Annotated in this window: 20 protein-coding genes; 11 read left to right on the forward strand and 9 right to left on the reverse strand. The window is 55.2% G+C overall.

The annotated features are described in order from the left end of the window. The first annotated feature begins 50 nt into the window (after positions 1–50). Entirely contained in the window at positions 51–1979 is a 1929-nt protein-coding gene (locus R3I13_RS13490; RefSeq protein WP_346318487.1) for a sigma 54-interacting transcriptional regulator, read from the forward strand. Positions 1980–2060: 81 nt separating this feature from the next. Then, positions 2061–2978: an NAD(P)/FAD-dependent oxidoreductase gene (locus R3I13_RS13495; protein WP_346318488.1), complete on the forward strand. Its 918-nt coding sequence runs from the start codon at positions 2061–2063 to the stop codon at positions 2976–2978. Here the strand turns inward: R3I13_RS13495 and R3I13_RS13500 are convergent. From R3I13_RS13500 to cobA, 5 genes are all read right to left on the reverse strand, one after another. Further along, entirely contained in the window at positions 2975–3646 is a 672-nt protein-coding gene (locus R3I13_RS13500) for an NAD-dependent epimerase/dehydratase family protein (protein ID WP_346318489.1), read from the reverse strand. The two genes, R3I13_RS13495 and R3I13_RS13500, sit on opposite strands and share 4 nt — an antisense overlap. A 58-nt stretch (positions 3647–3704) precedes the next feature. Beyond that, the gene (locus tag R3I13_RS13505; protein WP_346318490.1) at positions 3705–4910 is read right to left on the reverse strand and encodes a multidrug effflux MFS transporter; all 1206 of its coding nucleotides are present in this window, start codon (positions 4908–4910) and stop codon (positions 3705–3707) included. 53 nt (positions 4911–4963) lie between these two features. Beyond that, positions 4964–6145, reverse strand: coding sequence for a mannonate dehydratase (uxuA, locus tag R3I13_RS13510; RefSeq protein ID WP_346318491.1), 1182 nt, complete (start codon positions 6143–6145; stop codon positions 4964–4966). Between the two features lie 115 nt (positions 6146–6260). Beyond that, the gene (locus R3I13_RS13515; RefSeq protein WP_346318492.1) at positions 6261–6962 is read right to left on the reverse strand and encodes a Crp/Fnr family transcriptional regulator; all 702 of its coding nucleotides are present in this window, start codon (positions 6960–6962) and stop codon (positions 6261–6263) included. Next, entirely contained in the window at positions 6949–7728 is a 780-nt protein-coding gene (gene cobA, locus R3I13_RS13520) for a uroporphyrinogen-III C-methyltransferase (RefSeq protein ID WP_346318493.1), read from the reverse strand. Before cobA ends, R3I13_RS13515 begins: the two co-directional genes overlap by 14 nt. A gap of 165 nt (positions 7729–7893) precedes the next feature. On the opposite strand from cobA, the gene nirB reads away from it, so the two are divergent. The 5 genes from nirB (at position 7894) to R3I13_RS13545 (ending at position 17132) form a co-directional block, all read left to right on the forward strand. After that, a complete protein-coding gene (gene nirB, locus R3I13_RS13525) occupies positions 7894–10401 on the forward strand; it encodes a nitrite reductase large subunit NirB (RefSeq protein ID WP_346318494.1) in 2508 nt (835 codons plus the stop codon). Positions 10402–10417: 16 nt separating this feature from the next. Beyond that, positions 10418–10813 carry a nitrite reductase small subunit NirD gene (gene nirD, locus R3I13_RS13530; protein WP_346318495.1) on the forward strand — a complete coding sequence of 132 codons (396 nt, stop codon included), beginning with the start codon at positions 10418–10420 and terminating at the stop codon, positions 10811–10813. Between the two features lie 80 nt (positions 10814–10893). Further along, entirely contained in the window at positions 10894–12186 is a 1293-nt protein-coding gene (locus tag R3I13_RS13535; protein WP_346318496.1) for a NarK family nitrate/nitrite MFS transporter, read from the forward strand. A gap of 1 nt (position 12187) precedes the next feature. Next, the gene (locus R3I13_RS13540; protein ID WP_346318497.1) at positions 12188–15709 is read left to right on the forward strand and encodes a molybdopterin-dependent oxidoreductase; all 3522 of its coding nucleotides are present in this window, start codon (positions 12188–12190) and stop codon (positions 15707–15709) included. Then, on the forward strand, positions 15678–17132 hold the full coding sequence (locus R3I13_RS13545; protein WP_346318498.1) for a rubredoxin: 1455 nt from the start codon (positions 15678–15680) through the stop codon (positions 17130–17132). Before R3I13_RS13540 ends, R3I13_RS13545 begins: the two co-directional genes overlap by 32 nt. Here the strand turns inward: R3I13_RS13545 and R3I13_RS13550 are convergent. Next, positions 17125–18330 carry a molybdopterin molybdotransferase MoeA gene (locus R3I13_RS13550; RefSeq protein WP_346318499.1) on the reverse strand — a complete coding sequence of 402 codons (1206 nt, stop codon included), beginning with the start codon at positions 18328–18330 and terminating at the stop codon, positions 17125–17127. The two genes, R3I13_RS13545 and R3I13_RS13550, sit on opposite strands and share 8 nt — an antisense overlap. A 38-nt stretch (positions 18331–18368) precedes the next feature. Between R3I13_RS13550 and moaC the strand changes: the two genes are divergently transcribed. Then, positions 18369–18857, forward strand: coding sequence for a cyclic pyranopterin monophosphate synthase MoaC (gene moaC / locus R3I13_RS13555; RefSeq protein ID WP_346318500.1), 489 nt, complete (start codon positions 18369–18371; stop codon positions 18855–18857). A gap of 83 nt (positions 18858–18940) precedes the next feature. Beyond that, positions 18941–19510: a molybdenum cofactor guanylyltransferase gene (locus tag R3I13_RS13560; RefSeq protein ID WP_346318501.1), complete on the forward strand. Its 570-nt coding sequence runs from the start codon at positions 18941–18943 to the stop codon at positions 19508–19510. 17 nt (positions 19511–19527) lie between these two features. On the opposite strand, the gene R3I13_RS13565 is transcribed toward R3I13_RS13560, so the two are convergent. Together R3I13_RS13565 and moaD are read right to left on the reverse strand one after the other, a co-directional pair. Continuing rightward, positions 19528–19944: a molybdenum cofactor biosynthesis protein MoaE gene (locus tag R3I13_RS13565; RefSeq protein WP_346318502.1), complete on the reverse strand. Its 417-nt coding sequence runs from the start codon at positions 19942–19944 to the stop codon at positions 19528–19530. Between the two features lie 10 nt (positions 19945–19954). After that, positions 19955–20188 carry a molybdopterin converting factor subunit 1 gene (gene moaD / locus R3I13_RS13570; RefSeq protein WP_346318503.1) on the reverse strand — a complete coding sequence of 78 codons (234 nt, stop codon included), beginning with the start codon at positions 20186–20188 and terminating at the stop codon, positions 19955–19957. 55 nt (positions 20189–20243) lie between these two features. Here moaD and R3I13_RS13575 point away from each other — a divergent pair, with 55 nt between their 5' ends. Together R3I13_RS13575 and moaA are read left to right on the forward strand one after the other, a co-directional pair. Continuing rightward, the gene (locus R3I13_RS13575) at positions 20244–20618 is read left to right on the forward strand and encodes a hypothetical protein (protein ID WP_346318504.1); all 375 of its coding nucleotides are present in this window, start codon (positions 20244–20246) and stop codon (positions 20616–20618) included. Between the two features lies 1 nt (position 20619). Next, the gene (moaA, locus tag R3I13_RS13580; RefSeq protein WP_346318505.1) at positions 20620–21588 is read left to right on the forward strand and encodes a GTP 3',8-cyclase MoaA; all 969 of its coding nucleotides are present in this window, start codon (positions 20620–20622) and stop codon (positions 21586–21588) included. Positions 21589–21592: 4 nt separating this feature from the next. Here the strand turns inward: moaA and R3I13_RS13585 are convergent, their stop codons facing one another. Then, complete coding sequence (locus tag R3I13_RS13585; protein WP_346318506.1) at positions 21593–22327, reverse strand: sulfite exporter TauE/SafE family protein; 735 nt, start codon at positions 22325–22327, stop codon at positions 21593–21595. Between the last annotated feature and the right edge of the window lie 168 nt (positions 22328–22495).

Genomic DNA, 22495 nt, shown 5'->3' on the forward strand with positions numbered 1-22495 from the left:
ATAACAAAGTGAACATAAGAAAACCAATTACTGCTTAAATATTTTCGGATATGAACGATAAAGTGCTGATCGTGGAAGACCAGTTCGTTGAAGCCAACGACCTCCGGCTGATGCTTGAAAAAGCCGGCTATAAAGTATGCGGCATTGCCCGCTCAGTGCCGGTGGCGCTGGAGCTGATAGAAAAAGAAAGGCCGGGCCTCGTGCTGGTGGACATTTTCCTGAAGGGCAAACAAACGGGAATAGACCTGGCGAAGCAGCTGCGCGAAGAACATATCGCTTTCGTGTATCTGTCCGCCAACTCCAGCCAGGACGTGCTCTTCGCCGCAAAAGCCACACAGCCGTATGGCTTCCTGGTAAAGCCCTACCGTGAAAAAGACCTGCTCATCACCCTCGAAATTGCGCGCTACCGGCACGAGAACAGCCTGGAATCGAGCCTGCGCAGGGAATCTACGTTGCACAACAAGCTGGACGCCATCCGGGAAAGCCCCGCAAACCGCGACCAGAAACTGCTGCAATGCGCCATGGCATTGCAGGCCTTTGTTCCATTCGATTATTTTTCCGCTGTTATGCAGCTGCACGACGGTACCGTGATCCACGGGAAAGACTTCCTGCGCACCGGTTTCAACGAATACCAGCACGTTGGCCTGCGCGAACTGGCCGCCATCACCGGCATGAAAGAACCTGCGCTGAACCAGGTGTATGACGGTATCGGTCAAACATCCAAAGCGGCATTTTATAACGACGACAGCTTCCGCCAGCTTGCAAAGCCTGCCGGGCTGCATAAGCTGGTGGCAGATGGTTTCAGGATGGGCAGCCATATGGTGTATCCAATTTCATTCGGCAAAGGCGATCATTTTTATTTTCATTTTTACTCACGCCGGCCCGATGCTTACAATCCCGCGCACATCACGTTGTTTGGCCGCCTGGCGCCCGCATTGTCCAAAATAACGGAGCACCTCGCGCAGTTTGGCACCATGGAAACGGCTGTGGCCACAGCGTTGCGGCCTTCCGGGCATGCTTCGGGCTTTGAAGGCATTGTAGGCAGCAGCCACCTGTTGCTGAATGTATTCGACAACATTACGCAGGTAGCGCCGCTGGACACCTCCATTCTCATACTGGGCGAAAGCGGCACCGGCAAAGAAAGGATCGCGGATTGCATTCACCAGCTGTCGCCGCGCAAGCACAAACCGCTCGTCAAAGTGAACTGCGCGGCGCTGCCCGCTACGCTCATAGAATCGGAATTATTCGGCCACGAAAAAGGCGCATTCACCGGCGCAACAGACAAGAGGATCGGGAAATTTGAGCAGGCCCACGAAGGCACCATTTTCCTGGACGAGATCGGCGAAATGCCGGTAGAGCTGCAGGCCAAGCTGCTGCGCGTGTTGCAGGAAAAAGAAGTGGAGCGCATCGGCAGCAGGGCGCCCATCCGTGTGAACATCCGCATCATTGCCGCCACCAACCGCAACCTTGAAAAAGAAGTAGCGGAGGGCCGCTTCCGGCTTGATCTTTATTACAGGCTCAACGTATTTCCCATCACCATTCCGCCGCTGCGCGAAAGAAAGGAAGATATTCCCGCGCTCGTATCCCACTTCCTGCAATACTTCAACCGCAAAACCGGCAAACGCATCACCGGCGTGGCAGACAAAGCGCTGCGCGGCATGATGGAATACAACTGGCCGGGAAACATACGCGAACTGGAGCATCTCATAGAAAGAAGCATCCTGCTGACGCGCAGCAACATCATCGAAGAAGTGCCCATTCCATCCCAGCAACGCAAGGGCGCCACAACCGAGCCAGCGGCCGAGGAACGCATCAAAACCATTCATGAGAACGAGCGGGATCATATTCTCACCGTGCTCAAAAAATGCAATGGCCGCATCTGGGGCATGGGCGGAGCGGCGGAACTGCTGAATGTGCCGCCCACCACGCTGAATTCCAAGATGAAAAAGCTTGGGATCAGGAAGGAACATATATCCTGATTTTGATCAATCCGGGAAAAGTGCAATTCTTTCCTTTATCTGCACAAGATGCGGAAAGGTACATCGGCCTACCTTTACCGGATGAATACAGCATATGACGCCGCCATCATTGGCGGTTCTTCCGCAGGATTGTCCGCCGCGCTCACACTGGGCCGCTTCGGCAGGCGCACGATCGTATTTGACAATGGCGCGCCGCGCAACAAACCCGCCGCGCACGCCCACAACTTCTTCACCCGCGACGGCGTTCCGCCTTCAGAACTGTTGCGTATCGCAAGGGAACAGCTCCTGCCGTATCCTTCCGTGGAGCTGCAATCACTCACCATCGGATCCGCTGAAAAAACAGCAGAAGGTTTTGTATTGACGGCCACTTCCGGCGAACGCATCACCGCAAGGAAGATCATCATCACCACCGGCGTGAAAGACGGCATGCCAGCCATTCCCGGCATACAGGAGCTTTGGGGCAACGCCGTGTTCCATTGCCCTTACTGCCACGGCTGGGAAGTGAAAAACGAACCGGTGGCCATCATTTCAAACGGCGATAATGCCTGGCATTATGCCATGCTGGTGTCTAAGCTGAACAAAGACCTTGTCTTCCTTACCAATGGCCCGTCTACATTAAGCGCGGAGCAAACGGAGAAACTAAAACGCAAAGGATTCTCCATTATCGAAACGCCCATCGCCACATTGGAAAGAGAAGGCAAAGGCATCCGCATTTCCTTTACAGACGGCAGTTCTATCCAGAAAACGGCGGCGTACCACCGCTCAGAGAAATTGCTTTTCCAGAACGAATTGGCCAAACAACTGGGCTGCCAGCTTTCGGAAGCAGGCTCCGTCACCGTAAGCGCGATGTATGAAACCAGTGTGCCTGGCGTGTTTGCAGCGGGAGACATCAGTCATGACGGCCTGCACCAGGTATCCGTCGCCGCATCCGGCGGGCATACGGCCGCTGCGGCCTGCAATTCCCAGCTTTGCGCGGAAGATTTTGAAGCGGATATTTAGGCTTCGTTTGCCACTTTGTAAATATCCTTCACTTCCAGCACCTTTTTGCTGTAACCATGCTGCGCCACTTTGATCATGGCCTGCCCCAGCTCTGCGAGGGTGCCCACGAATGAAGGGAAAAGCGCGCGGAAGAAGGGAAACATCCAGCTCAGGTATTTATAATAGGGTTTCACATTCTTCAATCCTTTGGTAGGATGCAGGTAACCCGGGCGGAATGCATATACCTGCCTGAAGGGAAGCCGCATGAGGTCGTTTTCCGTTTTGCCTTTCACCCGCGCCCACATGGCCCTGCCGTGCTCGCTGCTGTCTGTGCCGGAACCGGAAATATAACAGAACGCTATCTCAGGGCTTGCCTTGCACATCACTTCCGCAGCATGCAGCGTAAGCGTGTGCGTTAGTTTGTAATAGGTTACTTCATCTTTGCCGATGGCGCTTACGCCAAGACAGAAGAAGCATGCGTTGTAGCCCGTCAGTTCAGCGGCCAGCGGTGTAAGGTTGTAAAAATCTTCGTGGATGATCTCTTTCAGCTTCGGATGGCTGAAGCCGGAAGGTTTACGGTTGATAATAAGCACGGCTTCCACCGCCGGGTGTTGCAGGCATTCGTGAAGCACCCCTTCTCCTACCATCCCGGTGGCGCCGGTGATGATCACGCGGATTTTGTCAGGCATATGCTGCTTGTTTGTGGTGGGAAATTATAACTTTTTCCCGTAACAAAATACTTCATGCTCAGGCCTCCGCCGGCTTCACGCGGCCTATAGCGCGACGGCATACCAGCAGCACCAACAGCGCCAGCATAGCAGCTGCCGTCATCACCAAAGCCAGCGGCATGGCGCTGTTCGCTTCTTCAAGACTTACAAACACAGACGCCAGCGCACCCACGCCCATCTGTAAAGCACCCATCAGCGAAGAAGCGCTGCCCGCATTCCTTTCAAACGGCGCCAGCGACAACGCGGCGGTGTTGGGATTCACAAAACCAAGGCAGCACAGCAACACGAACAATACCTCCAGCGTGCCCCAAAGGCCCAGCCAGCCGTTCATTACAGCGAGCACGAAAAACAATCCCATCAGCGATTGAACACCCAATGCCACGGGCAATATCTGCTCGCTGGTAAACCTGCGCAATGCCAGTGTATTCACCTGGCTGGAGCCGATGAAACCGACAGACAGCGCGGCGAATATCCAGCCGAAAGTCTTTTTGTCCACATGATGCACGTCCATGAACACTTTGGGAGAAGCGGATACGTAGGCGAACAGTGCGGAGAAAGCGATGGCGCCGGTGAGCGTATACGTGTAGAACTGTGGCTCCTTCATCACCTGCCAGAAGTTGCGGATGATAGGCGCAGGTTTGAGAGACATCGACGTGTCCGGCTTATAACTTTCCGGCAGCCAGAAAATACTGGCCAGCAGCATTAGTATGCCCATTACCGTTAGGATGATAAATACGGCATGCCAGCCGAATGCAGTGGTCACATAACCTCCGGCTGTTGGCGCTATCATCGGCGAAGCGCCTACAACCAGCATGAGCAGGGCAAACACTTTCGCATTCTCCTTCACCGGGAAGATGTCGCGCACCATCGCCATGGAAGCCACCGTGGCAGCGCAACTGCCGATGGCCTGGAAGAAGCGCAGCATAATGAACTGGTCTATGTTCTGCGTTAACACACAGCCGATGGAAGCCAGGATGTATAACAGCAGGCCCAGGTAGAGCGGCCTTTTTCGGCCAAAACGGTCCAGCAGCGGGCCATACAGCAGCTGGCCGGCGGAAATGCCGATAAAATAACTGGATAAAGTGAGGCCTACGCTGGATACATCTGTATTGAGATCTTCAGCAATAGCTCCGAAGCCGGGCAGATACATGTCTATTGTAAAAGGGCCGAGGGCTGTAAGGCTTCCGAGTATCAGGATCAGGTAAAAGTAGGTCGATCGTTTCAAAGCCGGGTAGTTTGCGCAAAGATCAGCAGAATATCCGGCTTTGAAACATAGAATTAATTGATCGGAGTATCACCAACGTTTTGTTGTTGCAGGATGCCGTATTCCAGCCCGCGTATCTCCGCCAGTCCCTTCAAACGCCCGATGGCGCTGTATCCCGGGTAGGTTTGTTTTTTCAGGTCGTCCAGCATCTGGTGGCCGTGGTCGGGGCGCATGGGCAGTGAGATATTCCTCCGCCGCATCACCCGCGTGAGCTCGGTCACTACGGCATACATGTTTACATTTCCATCCAGGTGGTCTGCTTCATAGAAATTACCGTTCTGATCACGGCGGATGTTGCGGAGATGAACAAAGTGGATATGATCGCCATGGCGGCGGATGATGCCGGGCAGATCATTGTCCGCCCGCACGCCCAGCGAGCCGGTGCAATAACACAGGCCGTTGGCGGGCGAAGGCGCCGCCTGCAGGATCGCTTCAAGGTCTGCTTCCGTGCTCACAATGCGGGGCAGGCCCAGCAAAGGATACGGAGGATCGTCCGGATGAATGGCCAGGCTGAGGCCAAGCGATTCCGCAACAGGCACTACTTCGCGCAGGAAATAAAAAAGATGTTCGCGGAGCAGTTCTGCGTTGATGTGCGCGTATTTGCCGAGCGCGGCAAGAACGGCTTCCGGCGTAAACCGGTCGTCGCTGCCGGGCAAGCCCAGCAGGGCATTATGGAAGAGCGTTCCTTTTTCCGCATCGCTCATTTCGTGCAGTCGTTGCCGTGCGGCGGCGATCTCTTTTTCCGTATAATCTTTTTCAGCGCCCGGCCTTTTCAACAGGTAAAGGTCGAAGGCGATGAAGGCGTTGCGTTCATAATACAGGGCGCGGCTGCCATCGGGCATTACATAAGCAACGTCCGTCCGCATCCAGTCCATCACCGGCATAAAATTGTAAGTGATCACCGCAATGCCGCATCTGGCAAGGTTTTGCAGGCTTATTTTATAATTTTCGATAAAACGGGCGTAATCGCCGGTTCGGCGTTTGATATCTTCATGTACGGGGAGGCTTTCAACTACAGACCAGCGCATGCCGGCCGCTTCTATCATGGCTTTCCGGCGGCTGATCTCGGTAACGGTCCATATTTCGCCGGGAGGAATGTGATGCAGCGCTGTTACAACGCCGGAGCAGCCTGCCTGCCGGATGTCCCATAAGCTGACAGGATCGTTGGGCCCGAACCAACGCATTGTTTGTTCCATTGACATGTGCAGAAAGTTTAGCATTGAGCCCTGCAGGCTCCGTGGAATTTTACTGCGCCAATATCTTGAAAAAAAACGGAACGGTTGTTATAATTCGCAGCTACATCGATGTAATTCATGTTTGATCAGCAGGCAGCCCGCACAAACGCAGGAGCCCGGCCCTGTCTGCCACGGCTATTTCTTTTCCTGACATCACGATCAGGTGCTCCTGGATCATTTCCTGCAACATCCTGAACGTGGTTTCATAAGTGGCGCCGATGTAAGAAGCAAGGTCCTGCCGCGACAAGCCGAAGTCGATAAACCCGCTCCCGTTCCTGCCGAATTTATTTTCCAGCGAGATCAGCGCCTGCGCGATCCTTCCTTTCACCGGCATATGTGCGAGGTTGCGCATCTTTCTTTCTGATTCCTGCAGTTCCCTTGCGTAGAACAGCATCAGTTCATATAACAGCTGGTGGTTCACTTTCAGCGAAGCCTCCCAGAAAGCAATATCAAAATAACATACCGTGACCGCTTCCAGCGCGGTGGCCGTAACGGGATACACCGGTTCAAAGCCGATGCCGCGGTGCCCGACGATATCGCCTTTTTTTGCGAAACGGACGATCAGCTCTTTGTCCTCATCCCAATGCTTATGTACTTTTACGCTGCCTTTATAAATGAAGAAGATCCCTTTCACCGGGTCTCCTTCTTTGAACAGCTCCTGCCCTTTCCGGTAGGTAAAATGTACGCTGCCCGCCTCCACCGCCGGCAGCCATTCCTTCATGCAAAGGCGGCATACCATGCAGGTGCCGGTATCGCAGCCCTGTTTATCTTTCTTCATATATTATATGTCTTTCTGCGCCGGCTGCAATGATGCCCGCCAGCTGCTCCCGCCACTTCACCACTTCCCCCACCACAATAATGGCAGGATTTTCAATGCCCTGCGCCTCCGCTGCGGCGGCAATTCCCGACACGGCGCCGGTGATGATCCGTTCCTGTTCTGTAGTACCGTTCTGGATCACCGCCACAGGTACCGATCCCTTGCCGGCCTCCCGGAAAATGTCCATGATAGCGCCGATGCGGCTCATAGCCATCAGGATCACGACCGTGGCGGTTGATTGGGCGGCCAGGTATATGTCGCCGGAGATGTCGCCGCTGCGGGTGGTGCCCGTGGTTACCCAGAAACTTTCCGCCACGCCCCTGCTGGTAAGCGGGATCATCTGCATGGCCGGTACCGCCAGCGCGCTGGAGATGCCGGGTACTACATTTACCGGTATGCCTGCCCTGGAGGCCGCTTCAATTTCTTCCACCGCCCTGCCGAACACGAAAGGGTCGCCTCCCTTTAGCCGTACCACATGGCCATATTCCCGGGCGGAGCTGATGATCAGGTCATTGATCTCCTCCTGGGAAAGCGCATGGCAGCCATAACGTTTGCCTACAAAACTGAGAACTACCCCTGGTTTGGTGGCGTATTCCAGCAGCTGCGGGTTTACCAGGGCGTCGTACAGCACAACATCAGCCGTGGCCAGGGTGCGGATGGCTTTGAGTGTGATCATTTCCGGGTCCCCGGGGCCGGCTCCTATTAAAGATAATGCAGGTTTTGGCATAGAAAATACATTATAATAATAATTATATGACTAATATTAGTCCAATAATGCCTAAAATTAAAACATTTTGCCTTAAATTTATGATACAGATCATACACCTGATACAATTTCTACGTTTTTAAAGCTGATTTCAATTATATTAATTATTTATTAATATATCTTAGTATGAAGATCGTAGTAATTGGTAATGGCATGGTCGGCCACAAATTCTGTGAGAAGATCACACAAAAACTCGGCACAAACACCGCCCGGATCGTCATTTTCGGCGAAGAGACCCTTCCCGCGTACGACAGGGTGCACCTCAGCGAGTACTTTGCCGGCAAAACCGCGGAAGACCTTTCCCTCGCCCCGGCCAGCTGGTACGCTTCCCAAAACATCACCCTCCACCTCGGCGACCCAGTTCATATAATAGACCGGGCACAAAAAACGGTCACTTCCCTGAAAGGCATTACCGAATCTTACGACTTTCTCGTGATGGCCACCGGCTCCGCCGCTTTTGTACCCAATATAGCAGGTACGGATAAAAAAGGCGTATTTATTTACCGCACCATCGAAGACCTGGAGCTGATGAAGGACTACGCTCCCCGCGCCACCCGCGGCGCCGTGATAGGCGGCGGGCTGCTGGGGCTGGAAGCGGCCAAAGCCCTGCTGGACCTTGGCATCACCCGTACCAGCGTGATCGAATTCGCGCCGAGGCTTATGCCCCGGCAGATCGACGATAAAGGTTCTTTTGTATTACAGTCCAAACTGCAGAGCCTGGGCCTTGAAGTGCTCACCGGCAAAAATACCTCCGGCATCCTTGGCGAAGACACCATTACCGGCCTCCAGTTCTCCGACGGCACAGCCCTGGATGCAGATATGCTCGTGATCTCAGCCGGCATCAAACCGCGCGACGAGCTGGCGGCAGCCTGCGGCCTTGAAACCGGGCCGCGCGGCGGCATCGTGGTGAACGACCAGCTGCAAACCAGCGATCCCTCCATTTACGCCGTAGGCGAATGCGCATTATATAATGGTATGATCTACGGCCTGGTAGCCCCCGGCTACGAAATGGCGGAAGTAGCGGCTTCACACATCATCGACGCCGCCGCTTCTCAAAAATCCTTCACCGGCTTCGATATGAGCACCAAGCTGAAACTGATCGGCGTAGACGTGGCCAGCTTCGGCAACCCGTTCACCGCCCCGGACCAGAGCCACAGCATCGTGATGGAAGACAGCATCAGCGGGATTTACCAGCGCATCAATATTTCGCAGGACGGGAAATACCTTCTCGGCGGCATCCTCATCGGCAACGCCGATGCCTACAACATGCTGCTGCAAACCTGCAAGAACAATATCGTGCTGCCTCCCAACCCCGCAGACGTACTGCTCGGCCCCCGCAACGGCGCCGCTTCCGCAGGCGCAGGCGTGGACGCGCTACCGGATGACGCGGTGATCTGCAGCTGCGAAAGCATCACTAAAGCCGCCATCTGCCAGGCAGTAGAAGCAGGCAACGAAACCCTCGACGCCGTTAAAAAATGTACCAAGGCCGGCACCTGCTGCGGCGGCTGCACGCCGATGGTGAAAGATCTCATCACCGCCACCATGAAGGCGCAGGGCAAATACATCCGCAACGTGGTGTGCGAGCACTTCGACTACTCCCGCCAGGAACTGCTGGACCTCATCAAAGTAAAATCACTCCGCTCTTTCGACGAAGCGCTGGACCATTACGGTCACGGTGAAGGCTGCGAAGTGTGCAAACCCGTGATCAGCTCCATACTGGCCAGCCTGTGGAACGACATGATACTCGCCAAAGGCAACGATACCGCGCAGGACAGCAACGACCGCTACCTCGCCAACATCCAGAAAGGCGGCACCTATTCCGTGGTGCCCCGCATCCCGGGCGGAGAGATCACGCCAGACAAGCTCATCGTAATAGGCACTATTGCCAAGGAATATAATTTATATACCAAGATCACCGGCGGCCAGCGCATCGATATGTTCGGCGCGCACCTCGGCGACCTGCCCGCTATCTGGGAAGCCCTTATTGAAGCGGGTTTCGAGAGCGGGCACGCTTACGGCAAAGCGCTGAGGACCGTGAAGAGCTGCGTCGGTTCCACCTGGTGCCGCTTCGGCCTGCACGACAGCGTGAGCTATGCCATCCGCATAGAAGAAAGATACCGCGGCCTGCGCGCGCCGCATAAGATCAAGAGCGCCGTATCAGGCTGCATCAGGGAATGCGCGGAAGCACAGTCTAAAGACTTCGGCATCATAGCCACCGAAAAAGGCTGGAACCTTTACGTATGCGGCAACGGCGGCTCCAAGCCCCAGCACGCGTTATTGCTCGCGCAGGACCTGGACAGCGAGACCTGCATCCGCTACATAGACCGCTTCCTGATGTTCTACATCAAAACCGCCGACCCGCTGACCCGTACCGCCACCTGGCTGAACAAGCTCGAAGGCGGCATCGATTACCTGCGCAACGTGGTGGTAAACGACAGCCTGGGCATCGCTGAATCGCTCGAAGCGGAAATGCAGTTCCTGGTGGACAATTACAAATGCGAATGGAAAGAAGTGGTGGACAGTCCCGAGCTGCGGAAGAAATTCTCGCATTTCATCAACGCGCCCGAAGAAAAAGATCCGACCGTAAAATTTGAAACGCTCCGCGAGCAGAAAAAAGCAGCGGACTGGAAATAACCAAACTCACCGAACTATGTCAACGATCAGCTCAACCGCCATCACCTGGTTCTTTGCCTGTAAAACGACTGATGTGCCGCAGAACGGCGGCGTTTGCATCAAGTACAAAGACGAACAGATCGCGCTGTTTTATTTCTCGCGCAGCAACAGCTGGTATGCCACGCAAAACCTTTGCCCGCACCGCCGCCAGATGGCGCTCAGCCGCGGCATGACCGGCACGCACCAGGGCGAGCCCAAAGTAGCATGCCCTTTTCACAAAAAAACATTTTCCCTGGCAGACGGCCGCTGCCTTAGCGACGAACATGAATGCTCATTAACTGTATACCCGGTAAGGTTAGAGGACGACCGCGTGTACATCGGCATACAAGCCGGTGTGGAAGCGGATGTGCAGGTAACGGTGGAAGCACTGTAAAAGCGAAACCCGGCAGTTTGCAGACTGGCCGGGCTTCTGAATTTTAACCGATTGGCTCACTTAAAATCTCTCAAATTTACATGAAAAATCCGTTACAAGAACCGCTGCGCAAACTCTCGCTTTTTAGCCTGGCCACGGTGCAGATGCGCACCTTCCACATCACCTGGCTGATGTTTTTCGTCTGTTTCTTCGGCTGGTTCGGCCTCGCGCCGCTGATGCCGACCATCCGTGCGGATCTTGGACTGACCAAATCGCAGGTAGGCAACGTCATGATCGCTTCCGTATCAGGCACCATCATCGCGCGCCTCATCATCGGCCGCCTCTGCGACACCTGGGGACCCCGCAAAACCGCCGTGCGCCTGCTGTTGTTCGGTTCCATTCCTGTATTTTTCGCCGGGTTCGCACAGGACTATGCCACTTTCCTGCTGTTCAGGCTGGCCATCGGCACCATCGGTGCATCCTTCGTGATCACGCAGTTCCATACCTCCATGATGTTCGACGCCAATATCAAAGGCACAGCCAACGCCATCACCGGCGGATGGGGCAACCTCGGCGGCGGCGTTACCAATATCGTGATGCCGCTCATTTTTGCAGCCATCATGGGTTTCGGGTATACCGCCGGGCAATCGTGGCGGCTGGCCATGATCGTGCCGGGATTGATGATGCTGGGCGTGGCCTTCCTCTATCATAAATACACCAAAGACACGCCGGCAGGCAATTACGACGAGATAGAACGCGATACCGAGAAAGGGAAGACCGACTGGTCTGTTCTCAAAGACTGGCGCGTATGGGCACTGATGCTCGCTTACGCAATGTGCTTTGGCATGGAGATCACTTTCGACAACGTAGCCTCCCTTCACTTTGTGGACACCTACCATCTTTCCCAAGCCAGCGCAGGATTCTGGGCGGGGATATTCGGGTTGATGAACCTGTTTGCCCGCGCGCTCGGCGGCTTCGTTTCCGACCGCGTTGGCCTGAAACAGGGACTGAAAGGGAAAGGCATCCTGCTGGCTTTTGTGCTGCTGGCTGAAGGCGGGGGACTGTTGCTCTTTGCCGGGGCCGCCAGCCTCAAACTGGCCATCATCGCCATGATCGGCTTTGCGTTATTCCTGAAGATGGCGAATGGCGCCACTTATGGCATTGTGCCTTTCATAGACAAACGGAATGTGGGCCTTGTGAGCGGCATCGTGGGCGCAGGCGGCAACCTGGGCGGCATGCTGTTCGGGTTTCTTTTCAAAGCAGATAATATTTCCTACGAACAGGCTTTCACCTGGATCGCTTACGCAGTGATCGCCACCGGCTGTATTGTACTGTTCACGGGATTTTCCAAAGAACCCGCTTCGCGCAGGGTTCCAAACCTTATCACGCAATAATATGTCCAGCTTCAAAACCACCTGTTGTTACTGCGGCGTAGGATGCGGGATCGTTGTTCACCGCGACAGGCAGGGGAAACTCAGCCTCGAGGGCGACAAAGACCATCCCGTGAACCGGGGCATGCTTTGTTCCAAAGGCATGAACCTGCACTACACCGTGATGGACACCAGCGACCGGCTGCTTCACCCTGAAATGCGTTACCACCGCAACGCGCCAAGGATGAGAGTTTCCTGGGACCAGGCGCTGGACAGGGCCGCCGCGGTTTTCAGAAGCATCATCCGCCGCTATGGTCCGGATGCCGTGGCATTTTACGCCTCCGGCCAATGCCTCACCGAAGAATATTACGTGGTCAACAAGCTGATCAAAGGTTTCATCGGCAGTAATAACATAGACACCAATTCGCGCCTGTGCATGAGCAGCGCTGTGGCCGCCTATAAGATGTCGCTGGGCGAAGACGCCGTGCCGGGCACCTACGACGATATAGAACTGGCGGATTGCATCTTTGTAGCCGGCGCCAATCCCGCCTGGTGCCACCCTATTCTCTGGCGCAGGATAGAAGCTGCAAAGGCCGCCAATCCAGCGCTGCGCATTATAGTGAGCGATCCGCGCGTTACACAGAGTTGCGCCGCGGCAGACCTGCACCTGCAGGTCAATCCGGGTACAGACATCGTATTACATCATGCCATTGGCCGTTTGCTGATAGAGCAGGGTCATACCGATAAAAATTTTATACACCAGCGCACCGAAGGTTTTGCACGTTACCGGGATGCCGTGATGCAGCGCAGTATTGCAGAAGCCGCTATTATCTGCGGCATCCCGGAGCAGCAGCTTTACGAAGCGGCGGCCATGATCGGCGCATCCCGCGGGTTCATGACCATGTGGACCATGGGGCTGAACCAGAGTGCCGTAGGTGTTTCCAAGAATCTCAGCCTTATAAATCTCCACCTTATCACCGGCAAGATCGGCAAGCCCGGCAATGGGCCATTTTCGCTCACCGGGCAGCCGAACGCCATGGGAGGAAGAGAGACAGGGGGGCTGGCCAACCTGCTGCCCGCCCACCGTTTGCTGGACGATCCGGCCCACCGCGCCGAAGTACAGGCGTTCTGGGGCGGCACCACTATTTCAGACAAACCGGGGCTTACCGCAACAGACATGTTCGCCGCCCTGGAGAAAGGCAGCCTGAAAGCCATATGGATCATGGGTTCCAACCCGCTCGTGTCCCTCCCTGACGCACGCGCCATGGAAGCCGCATTACAGAAAGCCAGCTTTGTGGTGGTACAGGAAATTTCCTCCAAACCCGAAACGCTGAAGTATGCAGACGTTATACTGCCGGCAGCGGCCTGGGCGGAGAAAGAAGGCACCATGACCAATGCGGAACGCCGCATCAGCTACCTCGCGAAGATCACAGAGCCGCCCGGCGAAGCCTTGCCGGACGCAGAGATCATCTGCCGTTTCGCACAAAAAATGGGTTATAACGGTTTTGATTATACGAATCCTTCCGAGATATACGACGAACATTGCAGGCTTACCGCCGGCACGCGTATAGACATCAGCGGCCTTTCCTACAAGATATTACAGGAACGGAGAAGCATTCAATGGCCGTACAACAACGGCCAGGGCACCGCCCGCCTGTTTACCGACCATCTTTTTTATACCAAACACCAGAAAGCCATTATCCACACCGTGAGCGACGGCAATACCTCCGAAGCTCCTGACGGTGATTTCCCGCTCATCCTCACCACCGGCCGCATCCGCGACCAGTGGCATACCATGAGCAAAACAGGAAAGGTGAGCAAGCTCAAACAGCATATCGCATCGTCTTTCCTCGAAATACACCCACAGGATGCGGAAGCCCGCAACATCCGGCAGGACGATCTCGTGGAAGTGACCAGCCCCCGCGGGCAGGTGCGCGTAAAGGCGAAGATCAGCAGGGACATTAAGCCCGGCGTGGTTTTCCTGCCCATGCACTGGGGCAAGATATTGCAGAACGACCTGAACCGGGCGAACAATCTCACCAACAACCTCACCGATCCTATCTCCCGTCAGCCAGACCTGAAGTTTGCCGCCGTGGAAGTAGCGAGGTACAGCAAACCTTTGCAGAAAATAATCGTGATCGGCGCGGGGGCAGGCGCATGCGGCTTTGTACGCTCGTACCGCGGGCTGAACAGGACCGACCCCATCACCGTATTCAGTAAGGAAGATCTGCCTTTTTATAACCGCGTTATGTTGCCTGACTACATCAGTGGCGCCCAGGAATGGGCGCAACTGGTGAAGATGTCTGACGCTGAAGAAGCAACGCTCAACATCACCCTGTACCGCGGCGTGAGCGTAACGAACATAGACAGGGAACACAAGCAGGTGACGGACAGCAAAGGCATTGTGCACGATTACGACGTGCTCATCCTCGCCACCGGCAGCAGGGCCGCCACGCTTAAAGACACGCCGGAGATGAACGGCATCTTCACCATGCGCACCCGCAGGAATGCAGACGATTTCATGCAGCACATCTCTCCCGAAAAAGGAAGAGTGGTAATTGCCGGCGGCGGCCTTCTCGGCATCGAGCTTGCCGCTTCCCTCCGGGAAATGAACATCAGCGTAGCCGTGATACAGCGCACCTCGCGGCTCATGGACCGCCAGCTGGACGCGCTCGGCGCGCAGCTGCTCAGCGAAGAACTCAAAGAAAGAGATATCGAAATATTCTTCAACGACGAAATAGAACAATTCTCCGGCACCCGCCAGGTAGAAGGCATCCGCCTGAAAAGCGGCCGCTACATCGATTGCCAGGCCGTCGTGTTTTCCATCGGTACCATACCGAACATAGAACTTGCGCAGGCAGCCAAACTGGAATGCAACCGCGGCGTGGTGGTGAACCCATACCTGCAAACCAGCGACCCGTCTATTTTTGCCATCGGCGAGATCGCCGCATTCGAAAACATACTGTACGGTATCACCGCCGCCGCGGAGCAACAAGCCGCCGTGGTAGCGCGTTTCCTCAACGGGGATATTGCCGGTTATTATGAAGGCTCGCTGTTCATCAACATCCTGAAGGTGCAGGGCATGGACCTCTGCTCGCTCGGCATGGTGGAAACGCCCGGCGATCCTGCTTATGAAGAAGTGATATTCATAGACAAAGCGAAACGTTATTATAAAAAATGCATCATACACCAGGACAAGCTGGTAGGCGCCATCCTCATCGGCGATAAAAGCGAACTGGCGGAGTTCCGCGACCTTATCAGGCAGAAAACTGAACTGTCTGACAAACGGCTGGAGCTGCTGCGCTCAGGCAAAAAAGGCGCGCCGGTGCTGGGCAAGCTCATCTGCTCCTGCGGCAATGTGGGCGACGGCAACATCAAAGAAGCGATCCGTGGCGGACATACAGACCTGGATGGCGTTTGCCGCGCAAGCGGCGCGGGAATGGGCTGCGGAAGCTGCCGCCCTGAAGTATTGAGGCTGCTGGAACAGGCGCTTCCTTCCATTAAAACCACTCATCATGGCCAAGCAATCACATCTGGTACGGTTTAATTTCACCGGGGGCATCATATCGCCCGGCTATTTGCTGGAGATACTGGAAGCGGCGGAAGCCGCCAGGGTGGAAGATGTGCGCTTCGGCCTGCGCCAGCAGCTGTTCCTGCAGGTGCCTTACAAACACTTCGATACATTCGAAGACGTTTGCCGCCGGAAAGAAATTCATTTCCACCTGGACCAGTCCGCGCCCAACATCACCAGCTCCTACCCTGCCGCGGGCATCTTCATCACCGATTCATGGCTCACAGAGGGCATCTACAAAGATATTTTCGACACGCTGGCACAGCCGCAGCTGAAGATCAACATCTGCGACAGCCGCCAGACATTCGTGCCACTGTTCAGCGGGCATCTCAACTGGATCGCTTCGCCGCATCCGCATTACTGGTACCTGTATGTACGTTATCCCGGTCAAACCGAGACCTGGCGCTGGCCGCGGCTGATCTATACCAACAGCATCCCGCAGGTGAGCGCCGCGCTGGAAACCCGGATCAAACAGCAGCAAAAACCTCAATCCCTGCTCAGCACCACGCTGGATTGCATCAGCCGCGACATCGACAGGGAGCTGGAGCTGCCGGCTTTCCACCTTCCCTATTACGAAGGTTTTAACCGGTACGACAGTCAATACTGGCTGGGCATCTACCGCCGCGACGAGGTGTTTGACGTGGCTTTCCTGAAAGACATCTGCTCCGTTTGCCTGGAAACCGGCATCGGGCAGTTCTATGCAACGCCGTGGAAATCCGTTATCATTAAAAACATAGAACCCGCGCACCGCAAGCTCTGGGATTATATCCTTGGCAAACACGGCATCAACGTGCGGCATGCGGCCAACGAACTGAACTGGCAGGTGGCGGACCACTGCGAAGACAGCCTGATCCTGAAACGCCATATTATCCGCCACTTCGACACGGCGGATGTGCGGACCTACGGCCTGTGCTTCAATATCAGCCTGGATATGGGCAAACATCATTTCGGCTCTATCGTGATCAGGCGGCAGGAAAACAAGCACCGCAGCAAACTTAAATACCTGCAGCGTTATGATGTGCTGTATACGCCGGACTTCAATCCTAATACGCACCAGCTGATACCTTACCGCAGCGAAGTGCTGAAGGAGCACCTGGGGCCTTACATCGCTTCATTGTGCAGGCATTATTACGAAAAAGGGACCGAATGGAACGTGCTGCAGGAGTATGTTTCAGGGCAAAAGGCCGTTTCCGTGGATATCAATGCGGAGAAGACCGTACATCAATGTCCTTCGTGCATGACCATTTATGACGAAACAACAGGAGATCCTGAGCGGGGAATTGCAGCAGGTACGCCTGTAACAGCATTACCGGAGGATTATTCTTGCTACATTTGTGAAACGCCGGTCCGGGAATTCACACCGGTGGCATTGGCCGCGCTGACGGCGCCGCTCACCTGAATTTCCACACCGGGAACACCGATCCTTCGGGAAACATTTCCGGTTCGGGCGGCAGTTCCATAAACGCGTTGGCATGCAACAGGGCAGCCATATCGCCGGAGCCGCCGTAAGTAACGGGGCGGGCTGTGATGCGGGCTCCGGGCGCGTATTGCAGCTGTACCGGGAGAAAATAAGTGAGGGGCTTATCAAATTTCACGTCCGTTTCCAGCGCGGCAAACAGCTGTTCTTCCGGCGCATGATGCAGGCAGGCCAGCAGCCAGGGCTGGATATAACGATAATAACAAAGTTGTACCGACACCGGGTTTCCCGGCAAAGCGAACACTACCGGCCCATTGGGAACGGTACCGAACAGGAAAGGCTTCCCGGGCCGCTGTTCAACTTTATGAAACACGCGCTGCATGCCGCAGCGCTCCAATACTTGTGGCAGATGATCGAATTTACCGGCAGAAACAGCACCCGTACATACCAGCACATCCGATTTAGTGAGCAGGGGCCGGAGCTGCTGTTCCATGCTGTGCGGCTCGTCGCGCAGGTGGATGATATCCGCGGGAATGCCCAGCGCATGCAGGGCCGCGGCGATGCTGTATACGTTAGACATACGCACCTGGTGCCGTTCGGGCGCGGAACGTATCTCCACCAGCTCGTCCCCGGTGGCCACCAGGTACACGCGGGGCAGCTTGCTCACTTTCACTTCCGCTTTTCCCACGCTGGCCAGCACGCCGGCTTCCGCCGCGCCTATCCGTATGCCGGGGCTCAGCAACACCTTACCCGCCGGAACATCGCTGCCTTCGGCATGAATGTTCTGCCCCGCCTGTACTTCCTTCTCTATTGTAAAACGTTTGAAACCTTCATGTTCCGTTTGCTGAAGATGTTCATAGGGGATCACCGTGTCGGTCAGTTCCGGCAGGATGGCGCCGGTCATCACCTCCATACAATCCGCCAGGTTGGCCAGCTGCATGCGCGGCATACCGGCGGCCTGCACATCTTCCAGCCCGAACACCCGCTGGCCGCGGGCATAACTTTCGTAAGCAATGGCAATACCATCCATCGTTACACGGTCGTAGGGCGGGAAAGGCCGGTCTGCCACCACCTGCTCCCGCAATATGCGGCCGGCAGCCGCTTCCAGCAACACGGTAGTGGTACCTGTGTCTTTCACAGCGGCCATTACTGCTTTAAAAGCATCCGGAACAGACATCATGCGATAAAAGACTTTAGTTACGATAAATTTATTCAATTATGAGCAATGCGTCAAATACGGCGTTCACACACCTGGACGGGCAAGACCGTCCGCATATGGTGGATGTGGGCGGCAAGGCCGATACCGAAAGAACGGCCATAGCGGAAAGCAGGGTATTCCTGCCCGCGGCCGTGCGCAGCTGCATGAACGGTGAAGAGCTGGTAACGAAAAAAGGCGCTGTGTTCCAGACCGCCATCATCGCGGGGATCATGGCAGCCAAAAAAACGCCGGAGCTGATCCCGCTTTGCCATACGCTGCTGCTGCACCATTGCAGCGTAACGATCGTGCTGGAAGGAGAAGAAGCGGTGATCCGCTGCACGGTGAAAACGCAGGGCAAAACCGGCGTTGAGATGGAAGCGCTCACGGGCGCCAGTGTGGCCGCACTCACTGTTTACGATATGTGCAAAGCCCTTTCCATGGAAATTGTGATCCGCAACACAAAGCTCATTGCAAAAACGGGGGGCAAACATGATCATAGCGCTTCGTGAAACAAAGCCTAGGGTGGCAACAAGCATACATATGAACATTGCACTTCATAAAACAAAGCTCATTGTAAAAAAAGGAGGTAAACATGGCGCTTAAGGGATTGGTGCTCTGCGGCGGGAAAAGCCTGCGCATGCAGCAGGACAAAAGCCTGATCGATTATCACGGCCAACCGCAGTGGCAATATTTGCATGGGCTGCTGAAAGGCTTTGTGCCGGAAGTATGGCTCTCCGCCCGCGAAGGGCAAACGTTCCCCGGCTGCGACAATATTATTTACGACAGCCTTGAAGGCGCAGGCCCCTCTGCCGGGCTGCTCAGCGCCCACGCGCATGATCCGGCCGCATCGTGGCTGGTGCTGGCCTGCGACCTGCCGCTGATCAGCGAGCAAAGCATTGCGCTGCTGATGGAAAAAAGGCAGCCGCAGCGGCCTGCCACTGCATTCATCAGCCCGTTCAACGAACAGCCCGAGCCGCTCATCGCCATTTGGGAACCCGCTGCGCTGGCGCAACTGGAAAAGGATTTCAGGGAAGGGAAAACCTGTCCGCGCAAAACGCTGGCCGGTCTTGATACCGTATTACTGGAAAACCCTTTCCGGCGCGAACAATACAATGCCAATACGCCGGAGGAAATGGAGAATGCAAAGGAGAAACTGAAATGAGGGCTGGAAAAAATATATCAGGGATGCGCCGCCACCCATACAGCGCCGTCTTCAAAGAATTCCTGCTTCCAGATGGGCACTGTTTCTTTGAGCGTGTCGATGGCGAACTGGCAGGCGGAAAAGGCAGCCGCGCGATGCGGGGCAGCCACGGCGATCACTACCACTTCTTCGCCCGGCAGTTTTTCGCCGGTAGCGTGAATGATGGCGATGCGCTGCACATTCCATTGCAGGGCGGCCTGCTGCGCGATCTTTTCCATTTCGAGCAGGGCCATGGGTTCGTAGCTTTCGAAGAAAAGCTTCAGCACAGGTTTTCCCATCGTCTGGTTCCTGACAGTGCCAATGAAAGTGACGATGCCGCCGCTTCCGGGGCTTTCCACGAAGCTGATGGCTTCTTCCGTGCGTATGTCCGAAACAATTTTTATCAATGATTCCATCTCGTAATTTTTACCCGCCGCTCAAAGGAGGGATAACGGCCACTTCATCGCTTTCCGCCAACGGTTGCTCATCGTTTGCATACGCTTTGTTCACCGCTATCATCACCTTCTTCAGGTTCAGCATGGAAGGGTATTGCAGGCTCAGCCAGGCACGGAGGTCACCCACGGTTGCAAACTTCTCCGTAACTTCCCGTGATGCGCCGCCCGCCAGCTCTTTCGTGATACCGAAAAACATAATTTTCATGACAGTATAAAGCTACAATAACACGCTCATTATTTGCCAATAAAAATATTTCAACATGAAGATCAGGATCAGGGGAAACAGCATCCGTTACAGGCTGGACCAGGCGGATGTGGCCAGGTTGCAGGAAACGGGCAAAACAGAAGAGCATACCCATATCGGCGCCGGTACGCTGCATTTCTGCATACGTTCCCGCAGCAATATCAGCACGCCCGCCATTGAACTGGAAAACGGGGGCGTACACCTGGGCATTCCCGCTGCCTGGCTCAGCCGCATGTTCGAACCGGCTGAAGTCGGGTTTGACCACCAGTTCGAAAACCCGGATGGCTCTGTGCTGAAGATACTGGTGGAAAAAGATTTCAAATGCCTGACGGTTCGCGACGAAGATGATAGCCATGCTTTCGAGAACCCGGATGCGGGGAAAAACTGCTGACATGCTGACCGACAAACATAACCGGCCCATCAACTACCTTCGCCTTGCGGTTACCGACCGCTGCAACCTCCGCTGCACTTACTGCATGCCGGAGAAAATGCAGTTCCTGGACCGCGCGGCGCTGCTCACTTACGGGGAGATCACCCGCATCGTGCAGCTGCTGGCTGCTGAAGGCATTCAAAGGATACGCATCACAGGCGGGGAGCCATTCCTCCGCAAGGACCTGCTTTCGCTGCTTGAAGTACTCTCCGGCTATTGCGAAACTGCCATCACCACCAACGGCGTGCTCACGGCGCCGTTCGTACCTGCATTGCAAAAGCTCGGTATCCGGAAAGTGAACCTCAGCCTGGACACCATGCAGGCAGAGCGTTTCCGGCAGATCACCCGCCGCGACCAGTTCGCCGCCGTGATGCAAACGCTGCACACCTTGCTGGAGCATGACATGGACGTGAAGATCAACATGGTGGTGATGAACAATGTAAATACAGACGAGCTGGCGGCTTTCACCGCTTTAACGGAACAATATCCTTTATCAGTAAGGTTCATTGAAGAAATGCCCTTCAACGGCCAGGGCAACGGCTTCTCTGGCATACAATGGAATTACCGGCGCATACTGGATTATATCGGGAAAACATTCCCCCTGCAAAAACTCCCCGATGCGCCCGGCAGCACTTCGCTGAATTACAGCATACCCGGCCACAAAGGGAACATCGGCGTGATACCCGCTTTCAGCAGAACGTTCTGCGGCACCTGCAACCGCCTGCGCATTACGCCCACCGGCGGGCTCAAAACCTGTTTATATGGCCATGATGCGCTGAATGTGCGCGATCTTTTAAGAGAAGGTATCCCGGATAATATGTTGATGGATGAGATCAGGACAGCCATTGCCGGCAAACATGCGGACGGCTTCCAGGCTGAACGGGCGAATGCGCGGAGGATCATGGAAAGCATGTCTGCCATCGGCGGTTGAAAGTTTATTTCACCAGCAGCCTGATGCCTGCATACAGGATCAGCACAGCGGTGGCCACTTCCACCCACCGCGGTTTCAGCAGGGATGCGCTCAGCCTTGCGCCTATTTGTCCCCCGGCGACAACGGCCGCCAGCAAAGGCAATGTAACGCCCGCATCGAACACCACCGCGCTTTTCGCCCACTGCCCTAATAAACCCGCCAGCGAATTCACGAGAATAAAAAAACTGCAGAGCCCTGCTATATGCTTCGGCGAATCGTACCGGCCCAAACGCAGCACCGGCGCAAGATAAATACCGCCGCCAATACCCGTAATGCCCGATAAAAAACCGATCGCCCCGCCCACGGCGGTAAACTGCCAGCCGCGCCTTTCCCTCACCGCATATTGTTTTTCCCTGACCAGCTTCACACCCATCAAAGCAGCCGCCAGCACCAGCGCCAGGCCCAGCAACAGGAAAAATGTTTCCTGCTTCACCGGCATATAACTGCCCACAAAGGCCATGGGTATGCTGAACACGCTCAGCTGCAAAGCCTTTTTCCAGGGTAATTGTCCGCTGGCATGGAACTGCCACACGCCGCCCGCCACAACGGCCACGTTGCAGATCAGCGCAGTAGATTTCACCAGTTGGAAACCCACGCCATACAGGGCCAGCAAAGCCAGGTAGCTGGAGCCGCCGCCAAAGCCGGCGGAGGAATAGATCAATGCAATGAGGAAAAATACCAGGCAGAGTTCGAGGATCATTTTTGCAAAATACGTCATTCGCGTTTGCCTTGATGATACTATTTTACCCCCGACCTTCCGGCGCTATCCTATAGCTATCCTTTATCTATCCTATACCGATCCTTTACCCTGGCCTTATGGTAAAATAATATTCATCCCGGTAAGGGTACTTTCCCAAACGGTATATAT

The organism is Chitinophaga sp. YIM B06452, from assembly GCF_039655965.1.
GTDB lineage: Bacteria > Bacteroidota > Bacteroidia > Chitinophagales > Chitinophagaceae > Chitinophaga.